The organism is Streptomyces hokutonensis (assembly GCF_000376565.1).
Classification (GTDB): Bacteria; Actinomycetota; Actinomycetes; order Streptomycetales; family Streptomycetaceae; genus Streptomyces; species Streptomyces hokutonensis.
Window position 1 is genome coordinate 149,528 of the sequence record NZ_BARG01000007.1, and the last position, 20,272, is coordinate 169,799.

26 protein-coding genes are annotated in these 20,272 nt (G+C 68.1%); 19 read left to right on the forward strand and 7 right to left on the reverse strand.

All coding sequences use genetic code 11. The features are described from left to right. The first annotated feature begins 272 nt into the window (after positions 1 to 272). A complete protein-coding gene (locus tag SSP08S_RS03350; RefSeq protein ID WP_019066161.1) occupies positions 273 to 1,010 on the forward strand; it encodes an SAVMC3_10250 family protein in 738 nt (245 codons plus the stop codon). A gap of 80 nt (positions 1,011 to 1,090) precedes the next feature. Here SSP08S_RS03350 and SSP08S_RS03355 read toward each other — a convergent pair whose 3' ends face one another. Next, positions 1,091 to 1,573 carry a hypothetical protein gene (locus tag SSP08S_RS03355; protein ID WP_019066162.1) on the reverse strand — a complete coding sequence of 161 codons (483 nt, stop codon included), beginning with the start codon at positions 1,571 to 1,573 and terminating at the stop codon, positions 1,091 to 1,093. Between the two features lie 125 nt (positions 1,574 to 1,698). Further along, positions 1,699 to 2,415, reverse strand: coding sequence for a hypothetical protein (locus tag SSP08S_RS03360; RefSeq protein WP_019066163.1), 717 nt, complete (start codon positions 2,413 to 2,415; stop codon positions 1,699 to 1,701). 165 nt (positions 2,416 to 2,580) lie between these two features. Between SSP08S_RS03360 and SSP08S_RS03365 the strand changes: the two genes are divergently transcribed. The 8 genes from SSP08S_RS03365 to SSP08S_RS54755 all read left to right on the forward strand — a co-directional run bounded on the left by SSP08S_RS03365 (position 2,581) and on the right by SSP08S_RS54755 (position 7,820). Beyond that, positions 2,581 to 3,267, forward strand: coding sequence for a hypothetical protein (locus tag SSP08S_RS03365; RefSeq protein ID WP_019066164.1), 687 nt, complete (start codon positions 2,581 to 2,583; stop codon positions 3,265 to 3,267). Positions 3,268 to 3,326: 59 nt separating this feature from the next. Then, a complete protein-coding gene (locus SSP08S_RS03370) occupies positions 3,327 to 3,950 on the forward strand; it encodes a hypothetical protein (protein ID WP_019066165.1) in 624 nt (207 codons plus the stop codon). Positions 3,951 to 4,577: 627 nt separating this feature from the next. Next, entirely contained in the window at positions 4,578 to 5,156 is a 579-nt protein-coding gene (locus tag SSP08S_RS03380; RefSeq protein WP_158697124.1) for a hypothetical protein, read from the forward strand. A gap of 92 nt (positions 5,157 to 5,248) precedes the next feature. After that, a complete protein-coding gene (locus SSP08S_RS03385; protein ID WP_019066168.1) occupies positions 5,249 to 5,464 on the forward strand; it encodes a ribbon-helix-helix domain-containing protein in 216 nt (71 codons plus the stop codon). Beyond that, complete coding sequence (locus SSP08S_RS03390) at positions 5,461 to 5,922, forward strand: hypothetical protein (protein ID WP_019066169.1); 462 nt, start codon at positions 5,461 to 5,463, stop codon at positions 5,920 to 5,922. Before SSP08S_RS03385 ends, SSP08S_RS03390 begins: the two co-directional genes overlap by 4 nt. Beyond that, entirely contained in the window at positions 5,919 to 6,314 is a 396-nt protein-coding gene (locus SSP08S_RS03395; RefSeq protein WP_019066170.1) for a hypothetical protein, read from the forward strand. The genes SSP08S_RS03390 and SSP08S_RS03395 overlap by 4 nt, the downstream gene beginning before the upstream one ends. Continuing rightward, entirely contained in the window at positions 6,311 to 6,823 is a 513-nt protein-coding gene (locus tag SSP08S_RS03400; RefSeq protein WP_158697125.1) for a hypothetical protein, read from the forward strand. Before SSP08S_RS03395 ends, SSP08S_RS03400 begins: the two co-directional genes overlap by 4 nt. Positions 6,824 to 6,899: 76 nt before the next feature. Then, entirely contained in the window at positions 6,900 to 7,820 is a 921-nt protein-coding gene (locus SSP08S_RS54755) for a hypothetical protein (RefSeq protein WP_158697126.1), read from the forward strand. A 103-nt stretch (positions 7,821 to 7,923) separates the two neighbouring features. Here the strand turns inward: SSP08S_RS54755 and SSP08S_RS03410 are convergent, their stop codons facing one another. After that, a complete protein-coding gene (locus tag SSP08S_RS03410; protein ID WP_245607820.1) occupies positions 7,924 to 8,688 on the reverse strand; it encodes a restriction endonuclease in 765 nt (254 codons plus the stop codon). 202 nt (positions 8,689 to 8,890) lie between these two features. Next, positions 8,891 to 9,403 carry a hypothetical protein gene (locus tag SSP08S_RS03415; RefSeq protein WP_019066174.1) on the reverse strand — a complete coding sequence of 171 codons (513 nt, stop codon included), beginning with the start codon at positions 9,401 to 9,403 and terminating at the stop codon, positions 8,891 to 8,893. A 259-nt stretch (positions 9,404 to 9,662) separates the two neighbouring features. On the opposite strand from SSP08S_RS03415, the gene SSP08S_RS61575 reads away from it, so the two are divergent. From SSP08S_RS61575 to SSP08S_RS03455, 7 genes are all read left to right on the forward strand, one after another. Then, the gene (locus tag SSP08S_RS61575; RefSeq protein WP_158697127.1) at positions 9,663 to 9,911 is read left to right on the forward strand and encodes a helix-turn-helix domain-containing protein; all 249 of its coding nucleotides are present in this window, start codon (positions 9,663 to 9,665) and stop codon (positions 9,909 to 9,911) included. A gap of 255 nt (positions 9,912 to 10,166) precedes the next feature. Then, on the forward strand, positions 10,167 to 10,592 hold the full coding sequence (locus tag SSP08S_RS03425; protein WP_019066176.1) for a hypothetical protein: 426 nt from the start codon (positions 10,167 to 10,169) through the stop codon (positions 10,590 to 10,592). Continuing rightward, positions 10,589 to 11,113 (forward strand): hypothetical protein, encoded by a 525-nt coding sequence (locus SSP08S_RS03430; RefSeq protein WP_019066177.1) that lies wholly within the window; start codon positions 10,589 to 10,591, stop codon positions 11,111 to 11,113. Before SSP08S_RS03425 ends, SSP08S_RS03430 begins: the two co-directional genes overlap by 4 nt. Then, positions 11,110 to 11,967: a hypothetical protein gene (locus SSP08S_RS03435; protein ID WP_026178145.1), complete on the forward strand. Its 858-nt coding sequence runs from the start codon at positions 11,110 to 11,112 to the stop codon at positions 11,965 to 11,967. The genes SSP08S_RS03430 and SSP08S_RS03435 overlap by 4 nt, the downstream gene beginning before the upstream one ends. A gap of 157 nt (positions 11,968 to 12,124) precedes the next feature. Beyond that, the gene (locus tag SSP08S_RS03440) at positions 12,125 to 12,571 is read left to right on the forward strand and encodes a hypothetical protein (protein ID WP_019066178.1); all 447 of its coding nucleotides are present in this window, start codon (positions 12,125 to 12,127) and stop codon (positions 12,569 to 12,571) included. Position 12,572: 1 nt separating this feature from the next. After that, positions 12,573 to 14,885, forward strand: a complete 2,313-nt coding sequence (locus SSP08S_RS03445) for a Kelch repeat-containing protein (protein ID WP_019066179.1) — start codon at positions 12,573 to 12,575, stop codon at positions 14,883 to 14,885. 638 nt (positions 14,886 to 15,523) lie between these two features. After that, a complete protein-coding gene (locus SSP08S_RS03455) occupies positions 15,524 to 16,792 on the forward strand; it encodes an AlbA family DNA-binding domain-containing protein (RefSeq protein ID WP_019066181.1) in 1,269 nt (422 codons plus the stop codon). Positions 16,793 to 16,880: 88 nt separating this feature from the next. Here SSP08S_RS03455 and SSP08S_RS03460 read toward each other — a convergent pair whose 3' ends face one another. The 3 genes from SSP08S_RS03460 to SSP08S_RS03470 are packed head-to-tail and all read right to left on the reverse strand — an operon-like array spanning position 16,881 to position 18,071. Then, entirely contained in the window at positions 16,881 to 17,393 is a 513-nt protein-coding gene (locus SSP08S_RS03460; RefSeq protein WP_019066182.1) for a hypothetical protein, read from the reverse strand. After that, on the reverse strand, positions 17,390 to 17,689 hold the full coding sequence (locus tag SSP08S_RS03465; RefSeq protein ID WP_019066183.1) for a hypothetical protein: 300 nt from the start codon (positions 17,687 to 17,689) through the stop codon (positions 17,390 to 17,392). Before SSP08S_RS03465 ends, SSP08S_RS03460 begins: the two co-directional genes overlap by 4 nt. Further along, on the reverse strand, positions 17,673 to 18,071 hold the full coding sequence (locus SSP08S_RS03470; protein ID WP_019066184.1) for a DUF6415 family natural product biosynthesis protein: 399 nt from the start codon (positions 18,069 to 18,071) through the stop codon (positions 17,673 to 17,675). The genes SSP08S_RS03465 and SSP08S_RS03470 overlap by 17 nt, the downstream gene beginning before the upstream one ends. A 236-nt stretch (positions 18,072 to 18,307) precedes the next feature. Here SSP08S_RS03470 and SSP08S_RS03475 point away from each other — a divergent pair, with 236 nt between their 5' ends. From SSP08S_RS03475 to SSP08S_RS03485, 3 genes are read left to right on the forward strand one after another with little or no spacing between them, the layout of a single operon-like run. After that, a complete protein-coding gene (locus SSP08S_RS03475; RefSeq protein WP_019066185.1) occupies positions 18,308 to 18,568 on the forward strand; it encodes a hypothetical protein in 261 nt (86 codons plus the stop codon). After that, complete coding sequence (locus tag SSP08S_RS03480; RefSeq protein ID WP_026178146.1) at positions 18,540 to 19,067, forward strand: DUF6879 family protein; 528 nt, start codon at positions 18,540 to 18,542, stop codon at positions 19,065 to 19,067. The genes SSP08S_RS03475 and SSP08S_RS03480 overlap by 29 nt, the downstream gene beginning before the upstream one ends. A 24-nt stretch (positions 19,068 to 19,091) precedes the next feature. Next, positions 19,092 to 19,946, forward strand: coding sequence for a helix-turn-helix domain-containing protein (locus SSP08S_RS03485; RefSeq protein WP_019066187.1), 855 nt, complete (start codon positions 19,092 to 19,094; stop codon positions 19,944 to 19,946). Positions 19,947 to 20,272 lie beyond the last annotated feature (326 nt).

Sequence of the window (20,272 nt, forward strand, 5' to 3'; positions counted from 1 at the left end):
TCTTCACCGCTCTCACGCGCTCTCAGGTGGTCTCTTCCTCCGCGATTCTCCGCTTCTGCTGCTCTCACGATTCTGTCGTGAGCGTTCCGTCAAGTACGCGTTGAACCAACAGTGTTGAGTTGCACCGCGCCTGCGGTCTCCTGTTGCCACGTAGTATCGAGTCCGTCAGTTGCCGTATGCGCCGTTGGGGAAACGCCGTAGCTCCATGGCGGCGGATGAGCGGACCGGGTGAACCGCCGCCTAGTGAGTGTCTGGCCTGACAAGCTTCAACCATGCGCGAGCTGGTCTACCTGTCCGAACGCAAGCTCAGCCAGTTGCTTCCCGGGAAGCGTCGGCGCTGGGCGCTGCGGATCCCCGTCGAGGCGGAGTTCAAGTTTCCTGGCCTCGGGGGCGTCAAGCTCGGGCCGTTAAGGCGCGCTTCAGGCGATCGGGCTGTGCCTGACCTGGAAGCGATAATCTCCAAGTTGGAGGCTTCTGACCGCGCGGCACTGTGGTATGCGGATGACGACGTGCAACCGGGGCAGTGGGTGTACTTCGAGGTTCCACTCTGCTACTCACTGGTTGAACCTGGACTGCGCTTCCGACCTTTCCGCCCCGTTGGAGTGCTGTTCGTCGACTATGAGCCGTCGTCTGAGAGCGCCTCGCAGGGGAACCGCGTTCGCCTTCTCATGCACGGCTCACATTGGCACCTGCGGGATAGGAGGTCGGCGGAGTCCGGCGGCCGTCGTCCCCCAGACCACCTGAATCTGTCCACGTACTCCGGTCTTGACAGGTTCGTTGAGTCCCTGCGACGGCTGAACCACGTGCGGCAGCAAGACACTGCTGAACGCGGCTCTCTGCATCGAGTGATGGCCCTTATCTTTGCGATGGAGCAGGAACTAGAACCTGAGCTGACGGCCGCCTGGATGGCTGGCTACGCTCGGGTCACTGCAGTGCTGCCGGAGTATTCGGTGGTGCTCGCCACGCCGCTCTACGTTGAGCGGGTGTCGCCACCGTCGATCGACCGGTGACCCGGGGTGGGCACTCGCTTGACGCGATGTGCCGCCAGCTGAGCTCACCGCGGCTGCTTCGTCCAGGGCCGCGGGCTCGTTCACTCCTGGTCGAAGAACGAGGACGGCACCGCTGACGGCGTCGGCGTCGCGCCCGCCTGAAGCGCCTGGATGCGCTGGTTGTAGTAGGCCACGTCGTGCGGCTTGAGGACGTAGTCCTCGATCTGGCCGTCCGGCTGAGGCGCCTGAAGCGTGAGAGTGCTCCCGCTCAACGTGCCCTTGAGCGCCGTGTGACCGAGCTCGAAGTCGACGGTCAGCGTCACGCGCTCGCCCTTGACGGTCCCGCTGACCTTGCCGTGCTGGTGCCTGACGTCGGTGCCGTCCACCTGCGTGGTGTCGAGCGTCCCCGTGACGGTCGTGCCGGAGGCGTCGGTCTCCAGCAGGGTGACCGAGTCGTAGTCCTCGCCCACGAGCGTGTGCGGCATCCCGAGGTTGCCGACCCCGCCGCCGGTCCCGGAGCCGCAGCCGGCCGTCAGGAGCAGGCAGGTGAGGGTGGCGGCGAGTGCCGCGGGTCTGACGTGCATGGGTCCCCCCGGAGTGAGGGCGCCACCGTAGCGCCGGTTCACCGTCGCGCTCAGCGGGTCTGACACACCGTGATGACGGCGTGATGCAGGTGCCGCTTCCGGGCCGCGCGTGCGACCTTCCCGTGTCAGATGAGCGCCGCCGCCGTGGCGATCAGCGTGAGACCCGCGATCACCGCGGAAACCATGGCGATGCGGTCCCCGCTGGACAGCCGCGACCAGGCTGACCCCCACTCGACGTCTTCCGTCACCTTGAAGACGGGGCGGTCAGCCCGGCCCTTCACCCATTCCCTCACCAGTTGCGTGCCGCCGAGGATCAGGGCCGCGACGCCCGAGATCTGCGTCAGGTAGTCGTAGAAGCTGCGGGGTCCGGTATACGTCATGGACGGGACCCAGATGATCAGCACCGCGGCCATGAGGAGAGCCGTTTGACGGACCTGGGGTATGCGGTCGCGGTGCTCCGCGGCGCCGTGCGCCCCCTCCAGGATCTCCCCGAATCGGTGCGCCTGGCCGTGGGTCCAGATGGGGTCGGTTGAGCGCACAGTCACCGTGACGAGCCCATCCTCGAACTCGATGCCGACGTACCTGGCCGCCCCCTCGTCCCGTTCGAGGGTGAGCTCCGCCCACGGTGTCCGGTCGGACACGTGTGGCAGCGCCACCCGGGCAGCTATGAGGTCGTCGAGCGTGTCCTCCTGGAGGTGGGCACTGCCCACCGTGCACTTCACCGCCACCGTACCCGTGCCTGCGTTTTCACCGGCCACGAGGAACAGCTTGTCGAGCTCGGTCCGTCCGATGCGGGTGTGGTGGTAGGTGACGGTTCTCGCGATCACCGGGGGTGCGGCCATGGCAGGAGTATGCCGAGCCGACGGGCCGACGTTGCCCGGATGACCGCGCAAGGGGGCGGTAAGTGACCGGGTTGTTACCGGTCGGATGCGGCGGGGTGGCCTCGCCCTCGTGCGGGCCGCTGTTCGATGGACAACCTCCCGCGCCGAGCCTCACAGTTGTCCGCCATGGGGGAGCTGGCGCTCAACATCATGGAAGCGGTGGTCGGCGCTGGAGGCCTGGCGCTCACCTACCTCGGACTCAGGCATCAGTGGAAGCAGACACGGGAACTGGGCGTCCGAGAGGTTGCTCTTCAGGCGCGGGAACGCGACGCGGAGCGCCAAGACGCAACGCTGCACGCGTCCATGCTGCGAATGGCGGTCGGCAAGCAGCCGTCCCGTCTCGGCTTGTCGGTCGCCCTCTGGTGGCTCACCGTGACGAACGACAGCACGCAGCCGTTCACCAGCGTGGCCCTTCGCTACGGCGACCAGTTGCTTGCGCCTGCCGCACTCAACGGGCTTCTGGGGCCCGGCGCGTCAGTCACGAAGGTGCTTCCGGTCAACGGTGAGGCGCCCGACCCGGCGCGCTGCGTCGTGGAGTTCACCGACGTCGCTGGTCGGTTCTGGCGCCGACTCGCGTCGGGAGACCTCCATCGCGGTCTTCTCGGCCGCTCGGACGGTGACATCCGGTGGGAGACGGGCGAGTCTCGCTACGTTCGCGCGGCACTCCTCGGAAGAGTGGGAACGAGCGCGGGTGGCCGGGTAACCCCTGAGGCGGGAGGACGGCTCCCGGGCGGCGTGAGCGCGAGAACCGTCGCCGTCGTGTGTGTCGTGGTGGTGACCGTGGTCGTCGGGTGGTTCGTTGCCGTTCGCTGAGTGACGGCGACCTCGTGGGTCGTCACGGCCCGCCGCAACTCCCGGTACTATCCGGCGCCATGGGAACACCCTGGGCCGCCCTCGTCGGCGGGACGACGGCCGTCTTCAGCGCCATCGCCGCCGTGGGTTCGTGGCGCGCTGCGCACCGCGCCAACTCGACGGCGGACGCGGTCGGTCGCATCGAGCGCGACCGTTGGCACGCCGACCTCACGCCGCAGTTCCGTGTGACGATCGAGCGGGGTGACGGTGACCGCGCGACGCTCAACGTGTACCTGGCTGGGCCGCTGCCCCTGGGACACCTGGACGAAGTCAGCGTGCAGGTCAAGCAGAGTGACGACATGGACTACACCCCCACGCTCCCTGGCGCTGCGACGCCAGAGCAGGTGGCCGCGCAGGTGTGGGGCCCGTACCGGTTCGTGCCGCACGTGAACGAAGCCGACGCGAACGGGCAGGTGATGCCGGGCTTCCCGTTGCGGGTGGGCGCTGGCCAGCCTCGTGCCCTGGAGCGGACCCGGGCGCCCCTCTGGTGGGACGGCAACGACCGGGAGGCCCGCTGGCGGGACAAGTGGCTGAACAAGCCGATGCGCCTGGTTCTTATCTGCCGCCGGGACGACTTCGCCCCGTGGGAGGTGCCGTATGACCTGGACGTGCCTGAGGCGCCCCGGGTGCGAATCCTCGGTTGACCGTGGCCGCCAAGTAAGGCCGGCCGCCGCGTCCTTCAGGGATCGGCGCTCTTGCGCTGACCCACCTTTGTACGGGCAGCGTCCGTATCGCCACTGGATATACGGACGTTAAGGGTGCGGCGCCTAGCCCTGCGGGCGTCCTTGAGCTCGCGAACCGTGAGGCGGTAGCGGAGTACCTCCCGCCACCACTCCAGCCGCGCCGGGGCGGTCTGGGGGAGGGCGCGGACGAGGACGCGCGCGAGGGCAACGACGGTCGTCGTGACGGTGGTGAGGATGACGATGGACGCCGCGGCCCAGGATGGGACCGCTGAGAGGTCGGGCAGCACGGGAGGTCGGCCTTCCGGAGGCATGGGGCGAGGCCTGCGACGGGCCTCACACGGTCTTGCCGAGGAGCGTGGAACTGGCCGAGCGGTGGTGGTGGGTATGCCCATGCTGTCGGGAGGTCGCTCGTCTCAGTCCCGTTGGGGTGGCCGGTCACCGGGTTCGGCATGCCGGTGACGCGGTAGCGCCACATACGACATGTGCGTCCCCCTGGGCTCGCTGTCTCCGTCGCCCGGTGCATTCCCTCGTCGGGTGATTCCTACACTCTCGCCGCTGACCGGCACCGGGCACGGCACCATGTCCCGCATGGGAGAGCAGTGGGGAAACATCGTTGTTGCCCTCATCGTGGCGGTAAGTGCCCTGGGCGGTACGTTTCTCGGGAGGCGGCAGGTCGCCGACGAGGCAGCGGTGGAGCATGGCCAGTGGCTGCGCGGGCAGCGGCAGGAGGCGTTCGCCGCGCTTCTCGTGTCGTGGGACGACGGGCTCAAGCAGCTCGACGACTTGGTGGGCAACTGGGAGGGCGCGCACTACGCCGCCGAGCACTTCCAGGGCAACGGCTGGGAGGAGCTGGAGAAGTCCATCCGCGAGGACACCCACGAGGCCTTTGAGGCGGTGAAGCGGGTGATCGAGCGGGTTCAGCTTCTCGGTCCACCTGCCGTGGATGACGCGGCCGTTCAGCTAGTGGCCGCGTTGACAGTGCTGCGGGACGCGGTGCGGTCGAGGGCCGGCGGCGAGGACTGGCCGGACTGGGACGCCTACGCTGCCGCCACCGAGCGGGTCGTGACCGCGCGTGACGGCTTCCTTCAGGCCGCGAAGGTAGCGACGCAGGAGGCGCCCCGTCCCGGTTCACGCCGCCGCCGTGACCGTTTCCGCCGTCGCTGCTGACCGCGATTCCTCGCACCTCGGCTAGAGGCGGGCGTTTCCCCAGAGGTGCAAAGTGGCACAGACTATGCCACCTTGGGTAAGATTGTCATGTCATGTGCACGATGATTAAACAGGCGATCGCGACGACCATGACCAACGGCGCCGGGAGCGTATTCGTCCGGCTGACAACGTACGTGCCGGTTGAGCTTCATGGCCGCATCGACGCTGAAGCGGAGCGGGAGAACCGCACGCGGGCAAGCCTCGCTCGCCGCCTGCTTGCCGAGTGGGCGAGCGAGAGTCCCAGCGGCCTGGAGGGGAGCAACTCGTGAGCAGCGACGTCATCCAGACACACCGTGAGTGCGGGTTGCAGGTTTACCGGTACCCCGTGCAAGCGGCGCGCTCCACGGTCACCTGGCGGTACGTCAACCTGGACGCGGTGGCGCTGCCGGAGCCGGTGGGAGACGCGGACCTCACCGCCGACGACGAGGCGGTCATCGGCAACACCGGGACGGGGATCTACACCACGCACCAGTGCCCGGCCCGCGTCGTGCCCTGCCGGTGGTGCGGCGACCCGATCATCAAGGTGACCCGCCGCTACGACGGCTCCGCCTGGCGCTTCACGCTCGTCGACGCCACCCCTGACCCCAATGGGACGGTCGCCCTCGACGAGAACGGCCACGCCACCACGGATCTGGCCGCATACCCCGACGGCGAGCGGTACCGCGTTCACCGCGACCGCCCCGCGCAGCAACGGCCAGCCAATCCGCCCAACCGGAGGCCCCGATGACGCCAACGCCGCCCGCCCTGCCGCTCATCACAGCCATGCCGTTCCCGGTCACCGCGGACCCGCGCCGCGCTGAGGGTCTCGACCACGTCCGTCGCCAGGTGCTCGCGGGCTCCACCAGCCTCAGCGTTGAGACGCGCGGAGACGAGGCCGCGGCGATGGCCCTGCTCCTGGCGGCGGCCGGCCTCGGTGACTGGGACGCGCGGGTGACCCTGTCCACGCTCGGCGCCCTGCCGCGTACCTGGGTGGAGCTGCGGGCACGAGTGACCCGCTCGCCGTCCCCGACCTGGCCACAGGTGGAAACCCCTGGGTTTGCCGGTTCGCGCCCGCTCGCGGTCACTCGTCCCCGTTCTCGGGTCAGTGCGGGCCATTTGCCCGCGGGGGTGACCGCGTGAGTCCCCTGCCAACCCGAGAGGTGTACGCCCTGGTCGACGCGGACGGGACCGTTCGCTACATCGGCCAGAGCGCAAGCAGCCGGGCGAGGGCGGCCAGGCACTGGGACAACGCGCGGCGGTACCCCGATGACGGCCGGCCACTGGCCGTGTGGCTCCGGACACTTGACGGCCCGCCAGCGTTCAGGGTGCTGGAGGTGGTTGCGGCTGCGGACGCCAACGAGGCGGAGGAGACGTGGATCCGCCGTCTACGCCGCGACCCAGTGGCACGCCTCGTGAACCTACGGCCGTACGAGCCCTTGACTGAGCTCCCCGGCGTGGACCCCGCCGCCGTGGAGCGGGTGCGCTGGTCGGTCGCCGCAGTCAGCGCCGCCATGCGTGGTCACCTGGTCAGCGCAGAGACCCGGCGCCGCCTCAGTCTCGCCACGCGCGGCCGTCCCAAGACCCCCGAGCACCGGGCGGCGATCGCCGCCAGTGTCACCGCCTGGCACGCCCGTCGTCGCGCCGACTGAGCCTTCACGGCCGCCCGCCGCCCCCACCCTGGATGCGTGGTTCGACTGCCCTCCTCCCTGGCCGTAGGCTCCGAGCGTGACTGAGAGGAAATCGGGTGGGCCCCTGCACGTGGACTACCCGCCGATCCGAAACGGGATGGACTACCTCGACAGCGTGGCCAATTGCCTGTCTGGGGAACCCACGTCCCGCGATCTGAAGTACGCCGTGCTCCACCTGCAAGCTGCCACCGAGGTTCTCCTAAAGGCGCGGTTGCTTCAGGAACACTGGAGTTTGGTCTTCAGGGAGCCTGGCCGCGCTGACCGTGCCCGCTTCAAGAGCGGCGACTTCGAGAGTTGCGGAACTCCAGAGGTCATCAATCGTCTGCGCAACATCCTCGGTGTCGACCTCCCCAAGCAAGCCGTCGATGAGATCAACCAACTCGCCAAGTGGCGCAACGCCCTCCAGCACTACGGCTTGACTACCCCAGCCTCCGCGGTGGAGTCGCGCGCTGCTCAGATCTTCGACTTCCTCCTTTTGTTCATCGATGAGCACCTGACGTCGAATCTCGATAACGAGGATGTGATGTACGTCAGCGAGGGTAGCTACTACCTCCGGGCAAAGCTTGGCAGCATGAGGGCGGTCATCAACGTTCGGATGGACCGGATCCGTCCCACCCTGGCGCCTGTCGCCGCTCGGACCGTCGAGTGCCCGGACTGCGCTCAGCGAGCCCTGGTCGTGGGTAGTCCGCTGCTTCGCTGTCACTTCTGCGAGGAGGAACATTCCAGGGCCGCAAACCTCGCGGTGTTCTACGTCGGAGTGACCCTGGGGAAGGAGTGGGAGCCAGGCTACGAGGACAGGGCGAGTTGGCCGATTCGCGTGTGCCCAAGTTGCGCCGAAGACGCCTTGGTCCTTGAGGCTGACACGACTGCTGTCCCGGGTAGCGGCACACCGCTGTGTTTCGCCTGCGGAGCCGTCTTCTCGACCGAGTTGGAACTCGCTGATGAGGGCCCAACATGAAAACGTGATCAGGTTGAGACGCGCGAAGAAGCGTGAGGCAGGTTCATCGGCCATCGACCGCCTCCGTTCCGGCAAGCGGCCAACTGTCACGTGAGACGCCTCGTCAGCTGTCGCCGTTGTTCCAGTCGTCACCAAGCACCCACCGGAGCGCCGACAGCTCACCGAGGAGGTACGCGACGTTCCACGTCTCCTGCTCGTCTTCGGGGATGAGGAAGTCGGGGTCGTCGGCGTACTGCTCCTCGGTCTGGCGCATCGCGTCTTTGATCAACTGATCCGTCTTCGGGTCGAGCGGTTCCCGCTGGCCAATCTCGATGAAGTGATACAGCAGCTGCTTGCGCGAGTACCAGAGCTTGTTGGTGCGGTACTCCTCAGCGGCGACGATCTCCGCCTCTGTGCGGGACCGGGCGTCGACGTACCTGGCCACAAACTCGGGAACGCCGTCCAGCAGCTTGCCGAGTTGCGGCCGCTCCCAGTACTTCACACGGAACGGCGGGCGGTTGTTGAGCTCGTACGCCTTCAGGTACTCCTTGCACGGGTTGGAGAGGAAGCTGCTGGCGATGATCAGCGCCACGTCCGCTCGCTCCGCGCTGGCCCACGTGAGGAGTCCGGTGATCTTGTCGGGCGGGACGCCTTTTGTGTACTTCTTGCAGTCGACGAACCAGCGCTGCATGTGAACCGCGCCGTCGAACTCCTCAACCTGGCGCTCGGCGACGATGTCCCGGCCGTTGTCCGAGGGGCTCGCGTTCAAGCCCGTGCCCTTGCGCCAGTCGATGTTTACGAACCCGAGCTCCTTCATCAGCTCGAAGCAGAACTCCTCGAACTGCGTGTCGGTCAGGTCGTCGTATGGCATCGCCGCGTCAGTCACCACGTCGTCAGGGTAGCGATCGTCACTGACATCGTGGTCCTCTCGGCGACCAACTGTCGTTGAGAGCAAGGGGGGTGCCGCGAGGGCGCCCCAATGAGGGGGTGGTGTGATCAGTCGGCACCGCGCACGGCCTGACCCCGCTCCGCTCGTTGGGAGCAGGGCGGGGCGAGGTCCGTTGGCGGGGGTCCGGCGAAGAACGGAGTGGTCAGGTCCTGTCTACCGCAACGCAGTAGACGCAGGGCTTCCACTTCGGCGGCACCCCATCGTCCACCGGGAACGTGAGGACTTCAGCACCACGGTAGCCGTTCTTGAACTGCCCGCAGTCGACAGTACGGTGATAGAAATCGCTCGTCGCTGTGGTGATGAACACCAGATCAAACTCCCAGGTGCCGGGGCGGGCGTAGCGATCATGCTCCTTGCGGACACCCGCCTCGATGCTGCCGTCTCGTTGCCCGTGACGGGTGAGTGTGTTGATGCCGCACGCCTCGGCGAACTCGTAGACGTCGAGGTTCGGGTCCTGGTGTCCGAGCACCTGCGCAGTCACCCACATGACGTTGGTCCGCACGGCGTCGGTTTCCTCGGCCGTGAGGACACGCTCACCGGCACGAGTGTCCGTGGCGCGGTCGTGGCCCGCCCGGTCGAGCCGATAGGGCGCGTCAGACCAATCGTGGTTGCGAATCTCGCGGGCGAAGTCGCTCGCGACCTTACTCAAAGCCATCTTGTCCTCCGATAGGACGTGGAAGACGCTGCCCCCGACGGGCGCGCCGACACTCTGTTTGAGTGACTGTGTGACGTTACGACCGATTTCTCACCGGCGCAAGAGGCTGAGGTGAAGTTGAGTGATGCATCACCATGGCGACGTTTTCCGCGGATTTTCCGCTTCGCGTTTGAGTGCACTGGTTGGGCCGCAACATGACTCGCTCGCGAGCGACTGACGATCTTCACCCGCGTCGCCAGTCGTCGCGCAAGTAGGTTCAGTGGAACTCTCGATCATGGCGAAATATGGTCGGGGCATGACAAATCTGATGACGAGGGAACAGGCAGCGGGTGCCCTGCACCTGTCGCTCTCGACCGTCAATCGGATGTGCAAGGACGGTCAGTTGGTGGTCGTCCGCCCCCGCGGTGCGGGACGCGGTCGACCACTGCTCATCACGGCAGAGAGCGTTCAGAAGGCACTGACGCCCGTCATCACGAAAGGGTCGAACCCGGTGGGGGAGACCGCATGAGCCGCCTCAAGTGCCCGCGCGGTTGCGGTGGCACCCGCAGCAGCAAGACCAGCCGATCCCGTCAGTGCCCGAGCTGCGGCGCGAAGCGGACCCCGGTTGTCAAGAAGTCTCTCCCCATCGCTACGGATTCCTGGACCTGGGCGGCGGTGCCAGCCAGGGCTGAGCGGCCGGTGGCCGTGACCTGGAGTGTCTCGCGATGAACCCGATAGTCAGCCCCCAGCACGATCACGCCGTTTGGCGGCGAGAGGGGATCAAGTGCGAAGCAAGAACACCGGCATCGTGGCCAAGCGCCAGCGAGCCGTCACGAAGGCGGCCACGGTCGCCATGCGCCACTGCGTGAAGGGTTGCGGAAAGGGCAAGCCCGGCGCCAACTTCTGCGTGGAGTGCGGCACCGCGCTTCCGATCGCTGCGGGCAGCGTGGCGAAGAACGCGCCTGTTCCCGCACCCGCCCCGGTTACCGACCCGCTGTGGTTCGGCCACAGCGCCGACAACGACCCCGACCCCGTCGTCCGCGAGGCGGCCTGGCAGCGGCAGTTCAACGACCTCGTTGCCAAGTCCCAGGCAATCGCCGCCGACAACTCGCCTCTCCTCGGGGACCCCAGCAGTGCCGACCCCGCCGAGCGCGAGCGCGCATGGCGGCAGGCATACGAGCACGCAACGAAGGGATGGGACCGGCAATGATCGGACTCGTCACCCAAGAGGCCCGGGACATGGTCGCCGCGGCCGAGGCACTGAAGGGCCAGCGCTACCGCGAGGTTGAGGACGCCGACGGCGGCACGCGTCTCGTCCCGGCCCGTCTCGGAACCGCGCCCCTGCTCACCGCCAGCGACTCGGACGACGACGTTGAGCCCGTCGAGACGGACGACGTTGAGGCGGACGACAAGAGCGAGAGCGATGCCTTCAAGGGCCTCGTCCCGTCGCTCACCCCACGCGCCAACCCGGTCGTCCAGGGGAACGGCGCGATCACACAGGCGCTGGCCGGTCACGTCTACGCCGCGCAGCGCAACGCTCGGATGCCTCAGCACCTGGCCGACCTCCAGACCACGGAGCCCGCTGCATACGCGGGCCCCACGTTCAACCCGGGTACCACGACCGTCCGGCAGCAGAACCACCGCGCGCCGACCGGCACCCTCCCGCACGCTCCCGCCCCGGGGCAGGTTCCGTTCCACACCGCGCCGATCCACCCAGGGGGCCAGCGATGAGCGCCGAGACCACGCAGGTCACCGCCCTGCTTGATCAGCTCACCGTGCTGGCCGGCCAGCACGGTGGCGATGCCCAGGCCGTCGCCCAGCTCAACGATCAGCTCACGCCGACCCTCCTCCGGGCCGAGGCGGTTCGCCTTCAGCTCAAGATCGCCGAGCTGCTGGACGAGGCGGACTGCCTGGAGTTCAGGGCCAAGCTGCGGGAGGCGGAGCACGAGCTCGATGGACTGTATGAGGTGGCTCTCCATGAGGAGAACCGACTCACCAAGGCCGTGAAAGCTGCGATCCAGGCCGAGCGAGACGCCGAGGACGGGGCCCGTGAGGCTGCTGAGAACCACCGCCTGGCCGTCGAGGCGGAGCGAGTGGGACACAAGCTCTCGGCCACCGAGCAGACCGACCTTCTGATTCGCGCTCGCGCCGCCGCCGACGTCGCCGCCAGGTTCCAGGCCAGCGTGGAGGGTGCTAGGGCGCACCGCGAGTCCGTGGAGAAGACGCTCGCTGCCGCTCGTGACGACGTGCGGCAGCGGGAGGCCGCGAACGAGGTCGCCCACACCGTGATGACGAACCCGCCGAAGGCGCCCACGTCGGCCGCAACGGCTCTTCTCGACGGTTTCCGCCGCCTGACGTGGGGCCAGCAGCTCGACAAGGAGGCCACGGCGGTCGTCACCGGGCTCGTCCAGGACGCGGCCAAGCTGACGGGGGTCACCCGTTGGACCGAGGTGGCGGCCATCGAGCAGCACGACAAGGCGCGTGCCAACGCCGCCTTTGAGCGGAACATGCCCGCCAAGGGGCACCCGCTTCGGCCGAGCCACCCCACCTCTCCCGTCTTCGCGGTGAGGCCGGCCAACGGGTGAGGACGCCCGCCGGGTGGAGCCACCATTCAGCTCCGCCCAGCGGGTGCGTGGGCTACGACCCACGCACCGCCGTCCCCATTTCGATCCGTCCTCCCTTCTACGGGAGTCGGGACGGAGAGGGCACCCTCAGTCGGCCGCACACTTCAGGAGACCACCGATGGCCACCCCTACCACCACGTACCGAGACCGCCTGGTCTGCCACCTGGCCGAGGTCGCAAACTGGATCCTGGGTGCCGAGCACGACGTCAGCGAGTTCGAGAGGCAGCTTGCCGAGGCCGATCAGCACCTTTCCAACGCCACTCGTCAGTGCGAGGCTGCCATTGCGAGTGCGCGAGCCATCCTCAACACCGGTCCCGACTCCGTGACGTTCCGCAGTGAGATCGACCGGCAAGTTGCCACCTGTGAGGCCGCGATGCTGGTACGCATCAACGCGACCAACCTTCACGCCACTCAGCAGTCCCTCGACACGCTCAAGGCGAAGCAGGCGAACGCCAAGACCACTCTGCTTCAGGCGCAGGCACTCCGACAACGCCTCCAACTGGCAGTGCAGGCAGACGAGTTGCCGTCCGTCACCGACGAGCTCGAAGCGCTGCTGGAGGACTGAGATGACGTTCAACCCCCGCCAGCGGGCAGCGCGGAACGGCCTCCCCGGCAATCTCAACGCCACCAACCACGCCGACCAGGTCAACCAGCTCCTGGGCACCCCGGCGACACAGGTGATCTACCCCGGTTTGCAGGTCCTCGCCCCGAACGGCGCCACGTTCAGCTGGACCGACAGCGCGACCCTCAACGACTTCGACCAGCCCTTCGTGATGTCGGGCACGGCGGTCGGACGGGTCACCGTCCCGGTCCTGACCCAGGGGGCTGGCTCAGACCTCACGGTCAGCCTGTGCCCGGACGCCGCGGGCGCGCCCGACCTGTCCGCTCCGCTGGCTCAGACCGTCATGCCTGCCAGCACGCTGACCAACCTCGCCTCTCCGCTCGGTCTGTCCGCTGGCGGCCCGCTCGTCTCCGTGGACAGCGGGACGCTGCTGTACACCGCGACCGGCACGGGAACGTGGGCGAGCCCGGCAGGTAGCCCGAACGGCGCCCCGGACGCCAGTGGCATCGTGACCAGCGGGGACTACTTCATCCTCATCGGCGGCTACGACATCACGGTGAGCGCGGCCACGGACGACGTCACAAGCACCCAGTTCCTGGGAGATGGGCTGCTTGCTGCCCCGACTCCTCAGCCTTCATTGCCCCTGGCGTGCTTTCGCTCGGCCTGTGCGGTCACCGCCTCCAGCATCGTCGTTGCCGGTGGGCAGACCGCCGCGTCGACGGGCCTTCTCAGCAACACGTGGGCGACGAGCTGGGACCCGAACACCGGGACTGTTGGCAGCTGGAGCGCTCAGACGGCGCTGCCGGTGGCCCTTAGCCACTCAGGTGCGGCTACCTGGCCGATCGATGACGGCGTCGACGTGGTGTACGTCATCGGCGGCAGCACCGACGGCTTCTCCTCCGGCGCGGTGAGCACCGTCTACTACAACACGGTCAACAACGGGCAACTCGGCTCAACGTGGCTGACAGGCCCCAACCTGCCACAAGCGGAGCACTTCATGTTCTCCGCCGTCATCAACGGCTGGCTCGTCGTCACCGGCGGTGTCCTGAGCAACAGCACCATCACCGGCAACACGTACTACGCCAAGATCCACGATGACGGCTCACTCAGTGGCTGGTTCACCGGTCCCACGCTGCCGACCCCGGTGTGGACAGGCATTGGGGCGAACTGGGCACTCTCGACCACCGATGACGCCCTCGTCGTCGTCGGCGGCACCATGGATGCGGCCAGCACCACGTTCTCGCCGAACATTCAGGTCCTGTCGGTAACCGCTGACGACGGCCCCGGACAGTGGTTCCTCACGAACGAGGCCACCCTGAGCGAACAGATCTACCGTGCCAGCTTGTTCACGGAGGGCGACGAGACGGGCAGCCTGGTGCGTCTCTTCAAGAACGGCACATACGTCTATTACAACTTCGTGCCCGTCCCGCTCGTGTCGGTGCCGCTGCCAGCGACCGGTCTCACCAACGGGGCGACTTATCACGTAGCGCTGCACCAGTCCCCAACGCAGGTGCCTTTGGTTGACTACCTGCAGTTTGGCGCGGGCGTCGGTGGCCTCGCCAGCACCTTCGAGTACAGGGCGGTGGGCTCCAGCGGCGCCTGGTCCGCCGACGCGTCTCGGTCGGTCCTGATCTCGGTGTACGACAACACCCCGAACGGAGGCCAGCCGCTTCACCTGTGGCAGGACCCGGACAGCTCCAAGCTCGCGGCCGCCAGCTCCACGTTCGTCAACGACTGGTACGGCCGTCTGGTTGGCTACTGCGAGGGGATCCTCTCGCCCAACGACGCGCTGAACTCGAACCCGACGTTCGTCACCGGCACCTCACCGTGGGTGGCGACGAACTGCACGCTCACCCAGTCGAACGCGCAGGTTCACGGCGGCCTCACCGAGTCGGGCCTCATCACGCCGAACGGCACCTCAGCCACGGTGTACGCCTCGTCGGAGCTCATCCGCGTGACGCCCGGTCAGTGGTACGAGGCTCAGGGCTGGCTCTACTCGCCCCCTGGCTGGTCGAACGTGTCGCTGAGCGTGAACTGGTTCGACGGCAACCAGGTCTACCTGGACACGTCGTACAGCATCGTTTCCCTCACAGCGGCCACCTGGACCCAGCAGGTCAACAGCTTCCAGGCGCCGAACGGAGCCACGTACGCGACGCTGGTGCCAACCGAGGGCGGAACGCCGAGCACCGCGAGGACGCTGTTCCTGTCGAACCTCACACTCACCGACGCCGACCCGAGCGTGCTCGCCAGCGTCGCGCAGATGACCTACCCGGACAGCGAGCCGTGGGCGCCAACGGGTCTCACGCAACTGAACTGACGGCCCGCCAAGTCCCCTCTCAGGCCCGCTTCTGGCGGGCCTGACTGGTTCTCAGGGCGCGGCCGGCCGCAGCCGCTCGCCGTCACTCAACCCCCTTCGCGGGCTGCTCCTGCCCTTGGCGGGTCGAGTGTTCGAGGCGTGGCGCGACCGGCTTGCCGCCACGCTCAACGGCGAGTGCCGCCGGTACGGCGCGGTCGAGGACAGCCCCGCGTCAAGAAGACGATGATGCCGGGCTCGGTGGTGGCCGCCCCGCCGCGGATGAGGCACCGTCAGGGGTGTGCGTGCACGGACGAGGCGATGGATGCTATGAAGTTGGCGTGCTCGCCGTTCGACACTATTGAGGAACCCGACCTGTCGGACGAGCTCCTGAGGCAGCTCGGAGCGTGGGTCGGGAAGTTCCACCAGTCGCGCATGGCGGATTTGGCCGGCCAGGACTGAGTCCCAAGCATCGCAGGGGCCCCACGGGCGGGTCCCGACTGCCTCTCGGGGCAGCTGAGTGCCCGTCTGAGGCCCTTCGCCCGGGCGCAGGGGTTTCTCCTGGTTGGCCAGCCAGACCGGATGCCTGAGACCCAGCTTGAAGTCGGCATATGAGCGGAAACCGTGTGCGATGAGACGCGTGGGGCTGTCATCCTCTGGGGATGCATCCGCTGTTTCAGGTTCCGTCCACCGAGGTCACGTTGCCCTTGGTGGAGGACTTCATCAACTTGAAGATCCGAGAGAGTCTCACAGTCGAGTACAAGCGCGCCGGTGACAAGCCGATCGAGGCGGTAGCGGCGCTCGCGAACACCTACGGTGGCCTGCTCTTCGTGGGCGTTGCCGAGGGAGACAAGGGCGTCCCCTCCGAGATTACGGGAGTCCCTCTCGGCGAGAAGGAGAGGCTCGTCAACCAGATGGGCACGAGCTTCGACCCGCCCTGGTCGCCCGAGGTGATCGAGGTGCCCTGCAACGAGCAGGGTGACAAGGTCGTCTTGGTGGTCCGCATCGACCGAGCGACCGTCCCGCGGCCGATCGTCCTCAACGGCTCGATCTTCGTGCGCCTCGACGCTCGGAATGAGAAGGCGAACCGGCAGATGATGCGGATGCTGCTGGACGACCCGAACTCGCAGCCGGAGCCCCGGCCGTCGGCGGCGACGCGGAGCCTCTATCGTCACGAATCTCTCTTCGTGAACGTGGGCAACAACCCAGATGTTGCCTTGCGAGCGTCGAGTGCGTTGCCCCTGTGGCAGGGGCGGGAACGGACGCGGTTCCCGAGCGGGCTGGCGGGGAAGGTCACCGAGGCCTTGCAGGACACAGGCGCGCACCTGTTGCTGGGCAGACTGGGGCTCGCGCTCGTGGATGGCGGACAGGTCACCTTGACGTCATGGCAGCTCCTCGCCGCCACGAGCCGACGGGTGAAGCTGCGGATATCCACCAGCGGTGCGGACGGGTCTGCGCCCTCGCGACCTGGCGCGCAACTGGTCTGCACCGTCTCCCTGACCGGTGATGAGCCCGCATCGGAACTTGAGGTTCTGCTCGACAGCGCCGTGTGGCTTCCGTCCGGCGTTCCACTTGGACTCGACCTCTTCCTCAAGGTGTTCGATGAGAGCGTTCCGATCGTGGCGAACACGCTGCTGCCGGTGATTGCGGAGGCAACGATTGGGATCAACGCGATGCCGGTTCCGCTGACCGAGATTCATGTCGCGTCGAGAACCCGACGTGATAATCACGGAGACGCGGTCCGGCCCAGCCTGGACGAGTTCGTTTCACTGGGGTCGCTGGGTGAGCGGGTCGGCAGCCAGGGCATCAGTCACGGTGGCGAGACGCTGCTGCGCAGTCTGGTGGACCCCCCGCGGTGGGACGAAGCCGTGCGAGAGGCGCTGGTCACCATGGCGATGGACTGGGGCTTTCCCGACCCCAAGTTTCCCTGACTGCCGCCCAGCGACCGAGGCGAGGGATGGGAAACGACGACCGGCCGGCCTCCGGGTGGAAGGACGGCCAGTGTCGTGTTCGGTGAGGCTACGCCCCCGGTCCCACCAGGCAGCGGTATTCGTTGGCGGTGTCGGCGTCCACGAGCGTGCCCTCAATGCTTCTGAGAGAAGTCAAGGGCACGGGCACGTCCATGCCCGTCACGTAGATGGTCTTGCCGCCGCTCGTGTCGGCGTACCAGGTCTTGTCGTAGGCCTTGCCCGTCGTGGTGGTCGCCGTCAGCTCCACCGTCCCGGCTCGGGAGGCGAACACCGCCCAGCCCGCGGTGCCGTGTGCCCCCGCCCGGTAGCGGAGGACGCAGTTGGAGGACCCGTCGCCCTGGTGGTCGAGGCGCGGCAGGTCACTCGGCTGCGCGCTGGGTGTCGGCTTGGCCGCCGCCGCGCGGGTGGCGGACGGCGACGGGGACGCGTGCCGCGTCTCGTGACGGGCGGCGCTGACCTTGCCGTCGCCGCCGTCCGGCTTGGCCACCTGGGAGTAGATGGCGCTGCCCACGCAAAAGGCCACGACGCCCGCGATGGTGGCCGTCTTCCGGTTGAGTCTCACGCTTTTCCGTTCTTCTCGCGTTGGGCTGGAGCGTGCCACAGCCGCCGCCAGGTCTGGTAGAGGTGCTGAGCGTGCGGGCAGGTGCCGTCCGCCCAGCCGTCCGCGTTCACGGCCTTGCAGGCTCGACACCCGGAGGCGTGGGTGACCAGGTGGCGGTAGGCGGCCTGCGCGGGCGTCTCGCCGGGGAGGTCCTCGGTGGGGACGTCGTTGCCGTTCTCGTCGTGGACGAGAACGCGCTGCTGGTACGGCGGACCTGATGGGCGGTCACGCCACTGCCTCTCAACCCGCGTTCCCACGGCTCTCACCCCCGCCGAGGTTCTCGTAGTGGTCGCAGAGGGCGAGGACGGAGCGGGCGAGCCGCCGCGCCGACGCCACGCGGACGGCGAGGGTGCCCCCGTCGCCGAGGCGGAGTCGCATCCGGGCCTCGCCGCAGCAGGCGAGGGCGCAGGCGCGCGGCACGTCGTCCTCGGGGAGGGCCCAGGCGAGGGTCTCGACGTCCGGCACGGCGACCACGATGTGGCCGCGGAGCCGCGCGGTGAGCGTGCTCAGTTCGTCGGCGGCGGGCGGCTCGGCGTCCTCGGTGAGCAGGCGGCGCGCGCCGTCGCGCATGACCTGGACGTCGAGCGGCCGGCGGTCCGGCTCTTCAGTGGTGGGTGGGCGGGCGGTACGTTGCCCCATGTTGGCGCTCCTTTGCAGCGTCGGCCACGCCCCCGGAGGTCTAGTCCACCTCGCGGGGGTCTCCCCTTAGAACTGCCGAGGCTAGAACCCGCCCCCTGATCAAAGCCAGGCGTGTGCAGAAGTGTGCAACCCACCTCACCCGGCGGGAGGTGGACGGGTCACCACGGGTTGACCGGGCTCACACCTGGGGGAGAATAGACCGCAAAAATCTGCACACCGAGAGAGCGGAGAACGCCGTGACGCTACGGTTCATCGGGATCGACCCGAACACCGGTGACGACGAGAGCCCCACCGTGTGGGTCGACCAGGAGAAGGGGGAGCTCGTCTTCCAGGGGTGGAAGCCGGGCACGGAACTGGAGGCGGAGTGCGCCGCGTTCGAGGTGCCCGGCCACGGCAGGGGCGTCCCGGAGGGGGAGGCCGTGGTGCGCATCCCGGCCAGGATGGTCGGCATGATCAGGGAGGCGTGTGATGTCGTCGAGCGTGCCGCCGTTCGCTGAGCTCCTCGCGGGCTGCGAGCGGTCCGCCGTTCACCTGGAGATGCGCGACGTCTACGCCGTCACCAGCGAGGCCGAGCGGTTCGCGGCCTGGCGCGACGGGCACCGGCTCAACCCGGCTGACCGCGCGTCCTGGTGGCGGCCGTGGCTCAGCCTGGTCGAGGAGACGGTCGCCCGCGGGGTCGAGGTGCGCCGGGCCCGCGTCGTCTCCGAGCCGGTGAGCGAGTACATCCGCTACGAGCACTCGTTCACCTTCACCAACGTGGCCGCCGGGGAGCAGGTGCGCTGGCTGCCCCGCCGCCGGGCCTCGGACCTCGCGCTGCCCGGCAACGACTTCTGGCTCCTCGACGGCCGCCTGATCCGCTGGAACCACTTCACCGGTGACGGCGGCTCAGCGGGCCAGGAGCTGAGCGACGACCCGGCGTCTGCGAAGCTGTGCGCCGAGGCGTTTGAGGCCGTCTGGGGCCGCGCCACGCCACACGACCGGTACGAGATCCGCTAAGAGCAAGGAACGTCAGGCCCGTTGATGTCCGTCTCCCCGTCCTCCTCTGCCCAGGCCGCGCGCGAGGCCGTCGCCCGGCGCCTGCGCGACCTCCGCCGGGAGGCGGGGCTGACGGTCAAGGAACTGGCGGCGGCGTGCGGCTGGCACCACGCGAAGACCTCCCGGGTGGAGAACGCCCTCACCGCCCCGTCCGCCCGGGACATCCGCGCCTGGTGCGAGGCGACCGGGGCGGTCGGCCAGGCGCAGGACCTCATCGTCCAGTCCCTCAACGCCGAGTCGATGTACCGGGAGTGGCGCCACCAGATCCGGAACGGCCTCAGGCAGCTCCAGGAGGGCTCGGCGCGGCTGTTCGAGGACACCGAGCTGTTCAGGGTCTACTCCGCCACGCTCGTTCCCGGGCTGCTCCAGACGGAGGGGTACGCCGCGGGTGTCCTGGCCAGCGCCGCCCGGTTCCGGGACGTGCCCGTGGACGACAGCGCGGCGGCGGCGCGGGCCAGGGTGGAGCGCTCCCGCGTGCTGTACGAGCCGGGGCGCCGGTTCGTGCTCGTCATGGAGGAGGGCGTCCTCCGCTGCCGGATGGCGGACGAGGACGCCATGGCGGCCCAACTCGGCTTCCTGCTCACCGCCGGGGCGCTGCCCGCGGTGTCCCTGGGGATCATCCCGATGACGGCCACGGAGCGTGCCCAGTGGCCGAGGGAGACCTTCCACGTCTACGACGACAAGCTGGTGTCGGTGGAGCTCGTGTCGGCGCGGGTGCGGATCAACCAGCCGTCGGAGATCGCCCTCTACCTCAAGGCCTTCGAGGAGCTCCGGGCCTCGGCCGTGTACGGGGCGGAGGCCCGAGATCTGGTCCTCCGGGCGATCGAGGCGCTGCGGTAGGTGTGGACATGCTTACGTGCGCGGGACTCGTGCCGAGAGAAGAAACGTGTGGACACGCTTAGAAGGAGCTGGCGCGGACGGATTGCAATTTCCGGCAGGTGTCCGACCTCCACGGCGCCCTATACGAAGAGAGTCAGGCCCATCGCCACGCTCTCCGTAGCGTTGCTCGCCCATTCACTCTCTCGCGCACCATCGCCTCGCCTCGCTCGCTTCATCTGACCACGGTCAGCGCGTCAAGCCGTGAGTCTCAGCTCTCGCTCGCCTCTGTCTCGCCTCACTCACGCGTGAGTGTGCGCACGTGTGCAACTAGGTCGTGCCGCGCAACG

Bases quoted from the DNA above. Each gene is read 5' to 3' on its own strand.
- SSP08S_RS03350 (WP_019066161.1), top strand. From the start codon at position 273: ATGCGCGAGCTGGTCTACCTGTCCGAACGCAAGCTCAGCCAGTTGCTT.
- SSP08S_RS03355 (WP_019066162.1), bottom strand. From the start codon at position 1,573: ATGCACGTCAGACCCGCGGCACTCGCCGCCACCCTCACCTGCCTGCTC.
- SSP08S_RS03360 (WP_019066163.1), bottom strand. From the start codon at position 2,415: ATGGCCGCACCCCCGGTGATCGCGAGAACCGTCACCTACCACCACACC.
- SSP08S_RS03365 (WP_019066164.1), top strand. From the start codon at position 2,581: ATGGGGGAGCTGGCGCTCAACATCATGGAAGCGGTGGTCGGCGCTGGA.
- SSP08S_RS03370 (WP_019066165.1), top strand. From the start codon at position 3,327: ATGGGAACACCCTGGGCCGCCCTCGTCGGCGGGACGACGGCCGTCTTC.
- SSP08S_RS03380 (WP_158697124.1), top strand. From the start codon at position 4,578: ATGGGAGAGCAGTGGGGAAACATCGTTGTTGCCCTCATCGTGGCGGTA.
- SSP08S_RS03385 (WP_019066168.1), top strand. From the start codon at position 5,249: ATGTGCACGATGATTAAACAGGCGATCGCGACGACCATGACCAACGGC.
- SSP08S_RS03395 (WP_019066170.1), top strand. From the start codon at position 5,919: ATGACGCCAACGCCGCCCGCCCTGCCGCTCATCACAGCCATGCCGTTC.
- SSP08S_RS03415 (WP_019066174.1), bottom strand. From the start codon at position 9,403: ATGGCTTTGAGTAAGGTCGCGAGCGACTTCGCCCGCGAGATTCGCAAC.
- SSP08S_RS03430 (WP_019066177.1), top strand. From the start codon at position 10,589: ATGATCGGACTCGTCACCCAAGAGGCCCGGGACATGGTCGCCGCGGCC.
- SSP08S_RS03435 (WP_026178145.1), top strand. From the start codon at position 11,110: ATGAGCGCCGAGACCACGCAGGTCACCGCCCTGCTTGATCAGCTCACC.
- SSP08S_RS03440 (WP_019066178.1), top strand. From the start codon at position 12,125: ATGGCCACCCCTACCACCACGTACCGAGACCGCCTGGTCTGCCACCTG.
- SSP08S_RS03445 (WP_019066179.1), top strand. From the start codon at position 12,573: ATGACGTTCAACCCCCGCCAGCGGGCAGCGCGGAACGGCCTCCCCGGC.
- SSP08S_RS03455 (WP_019066181.1), top strand. From the start codon at position 15,524: ATGCATCCGCTGTTTCAGGTTCCGTCCACCGAGGTCACGTTGCCCTTG.
- SSP08S_RS03470 (WP_019066184.1), bottom strand. From the start codon at position 18,071: ATGGGGCAACGTACCGCCCGCCCACCCACCACTGAAGAGCCGGACCGC.
- SSP08S_RS03480 (WP_026178146.1), top strand. From the start codon at position 18,540: ATGTCGTCGAGCGTGCCGCCGTTCGCTGAGCTCCTCGCGGGCTGCGAG.
- SSP08S_RS03485 (WP_019066187.1), top strand. From the start codon at position 19,092: ATGTCCGTCTCCCCGTCCTCCTCTGCCCAGGCCGCGCGCGAGGCCGTC.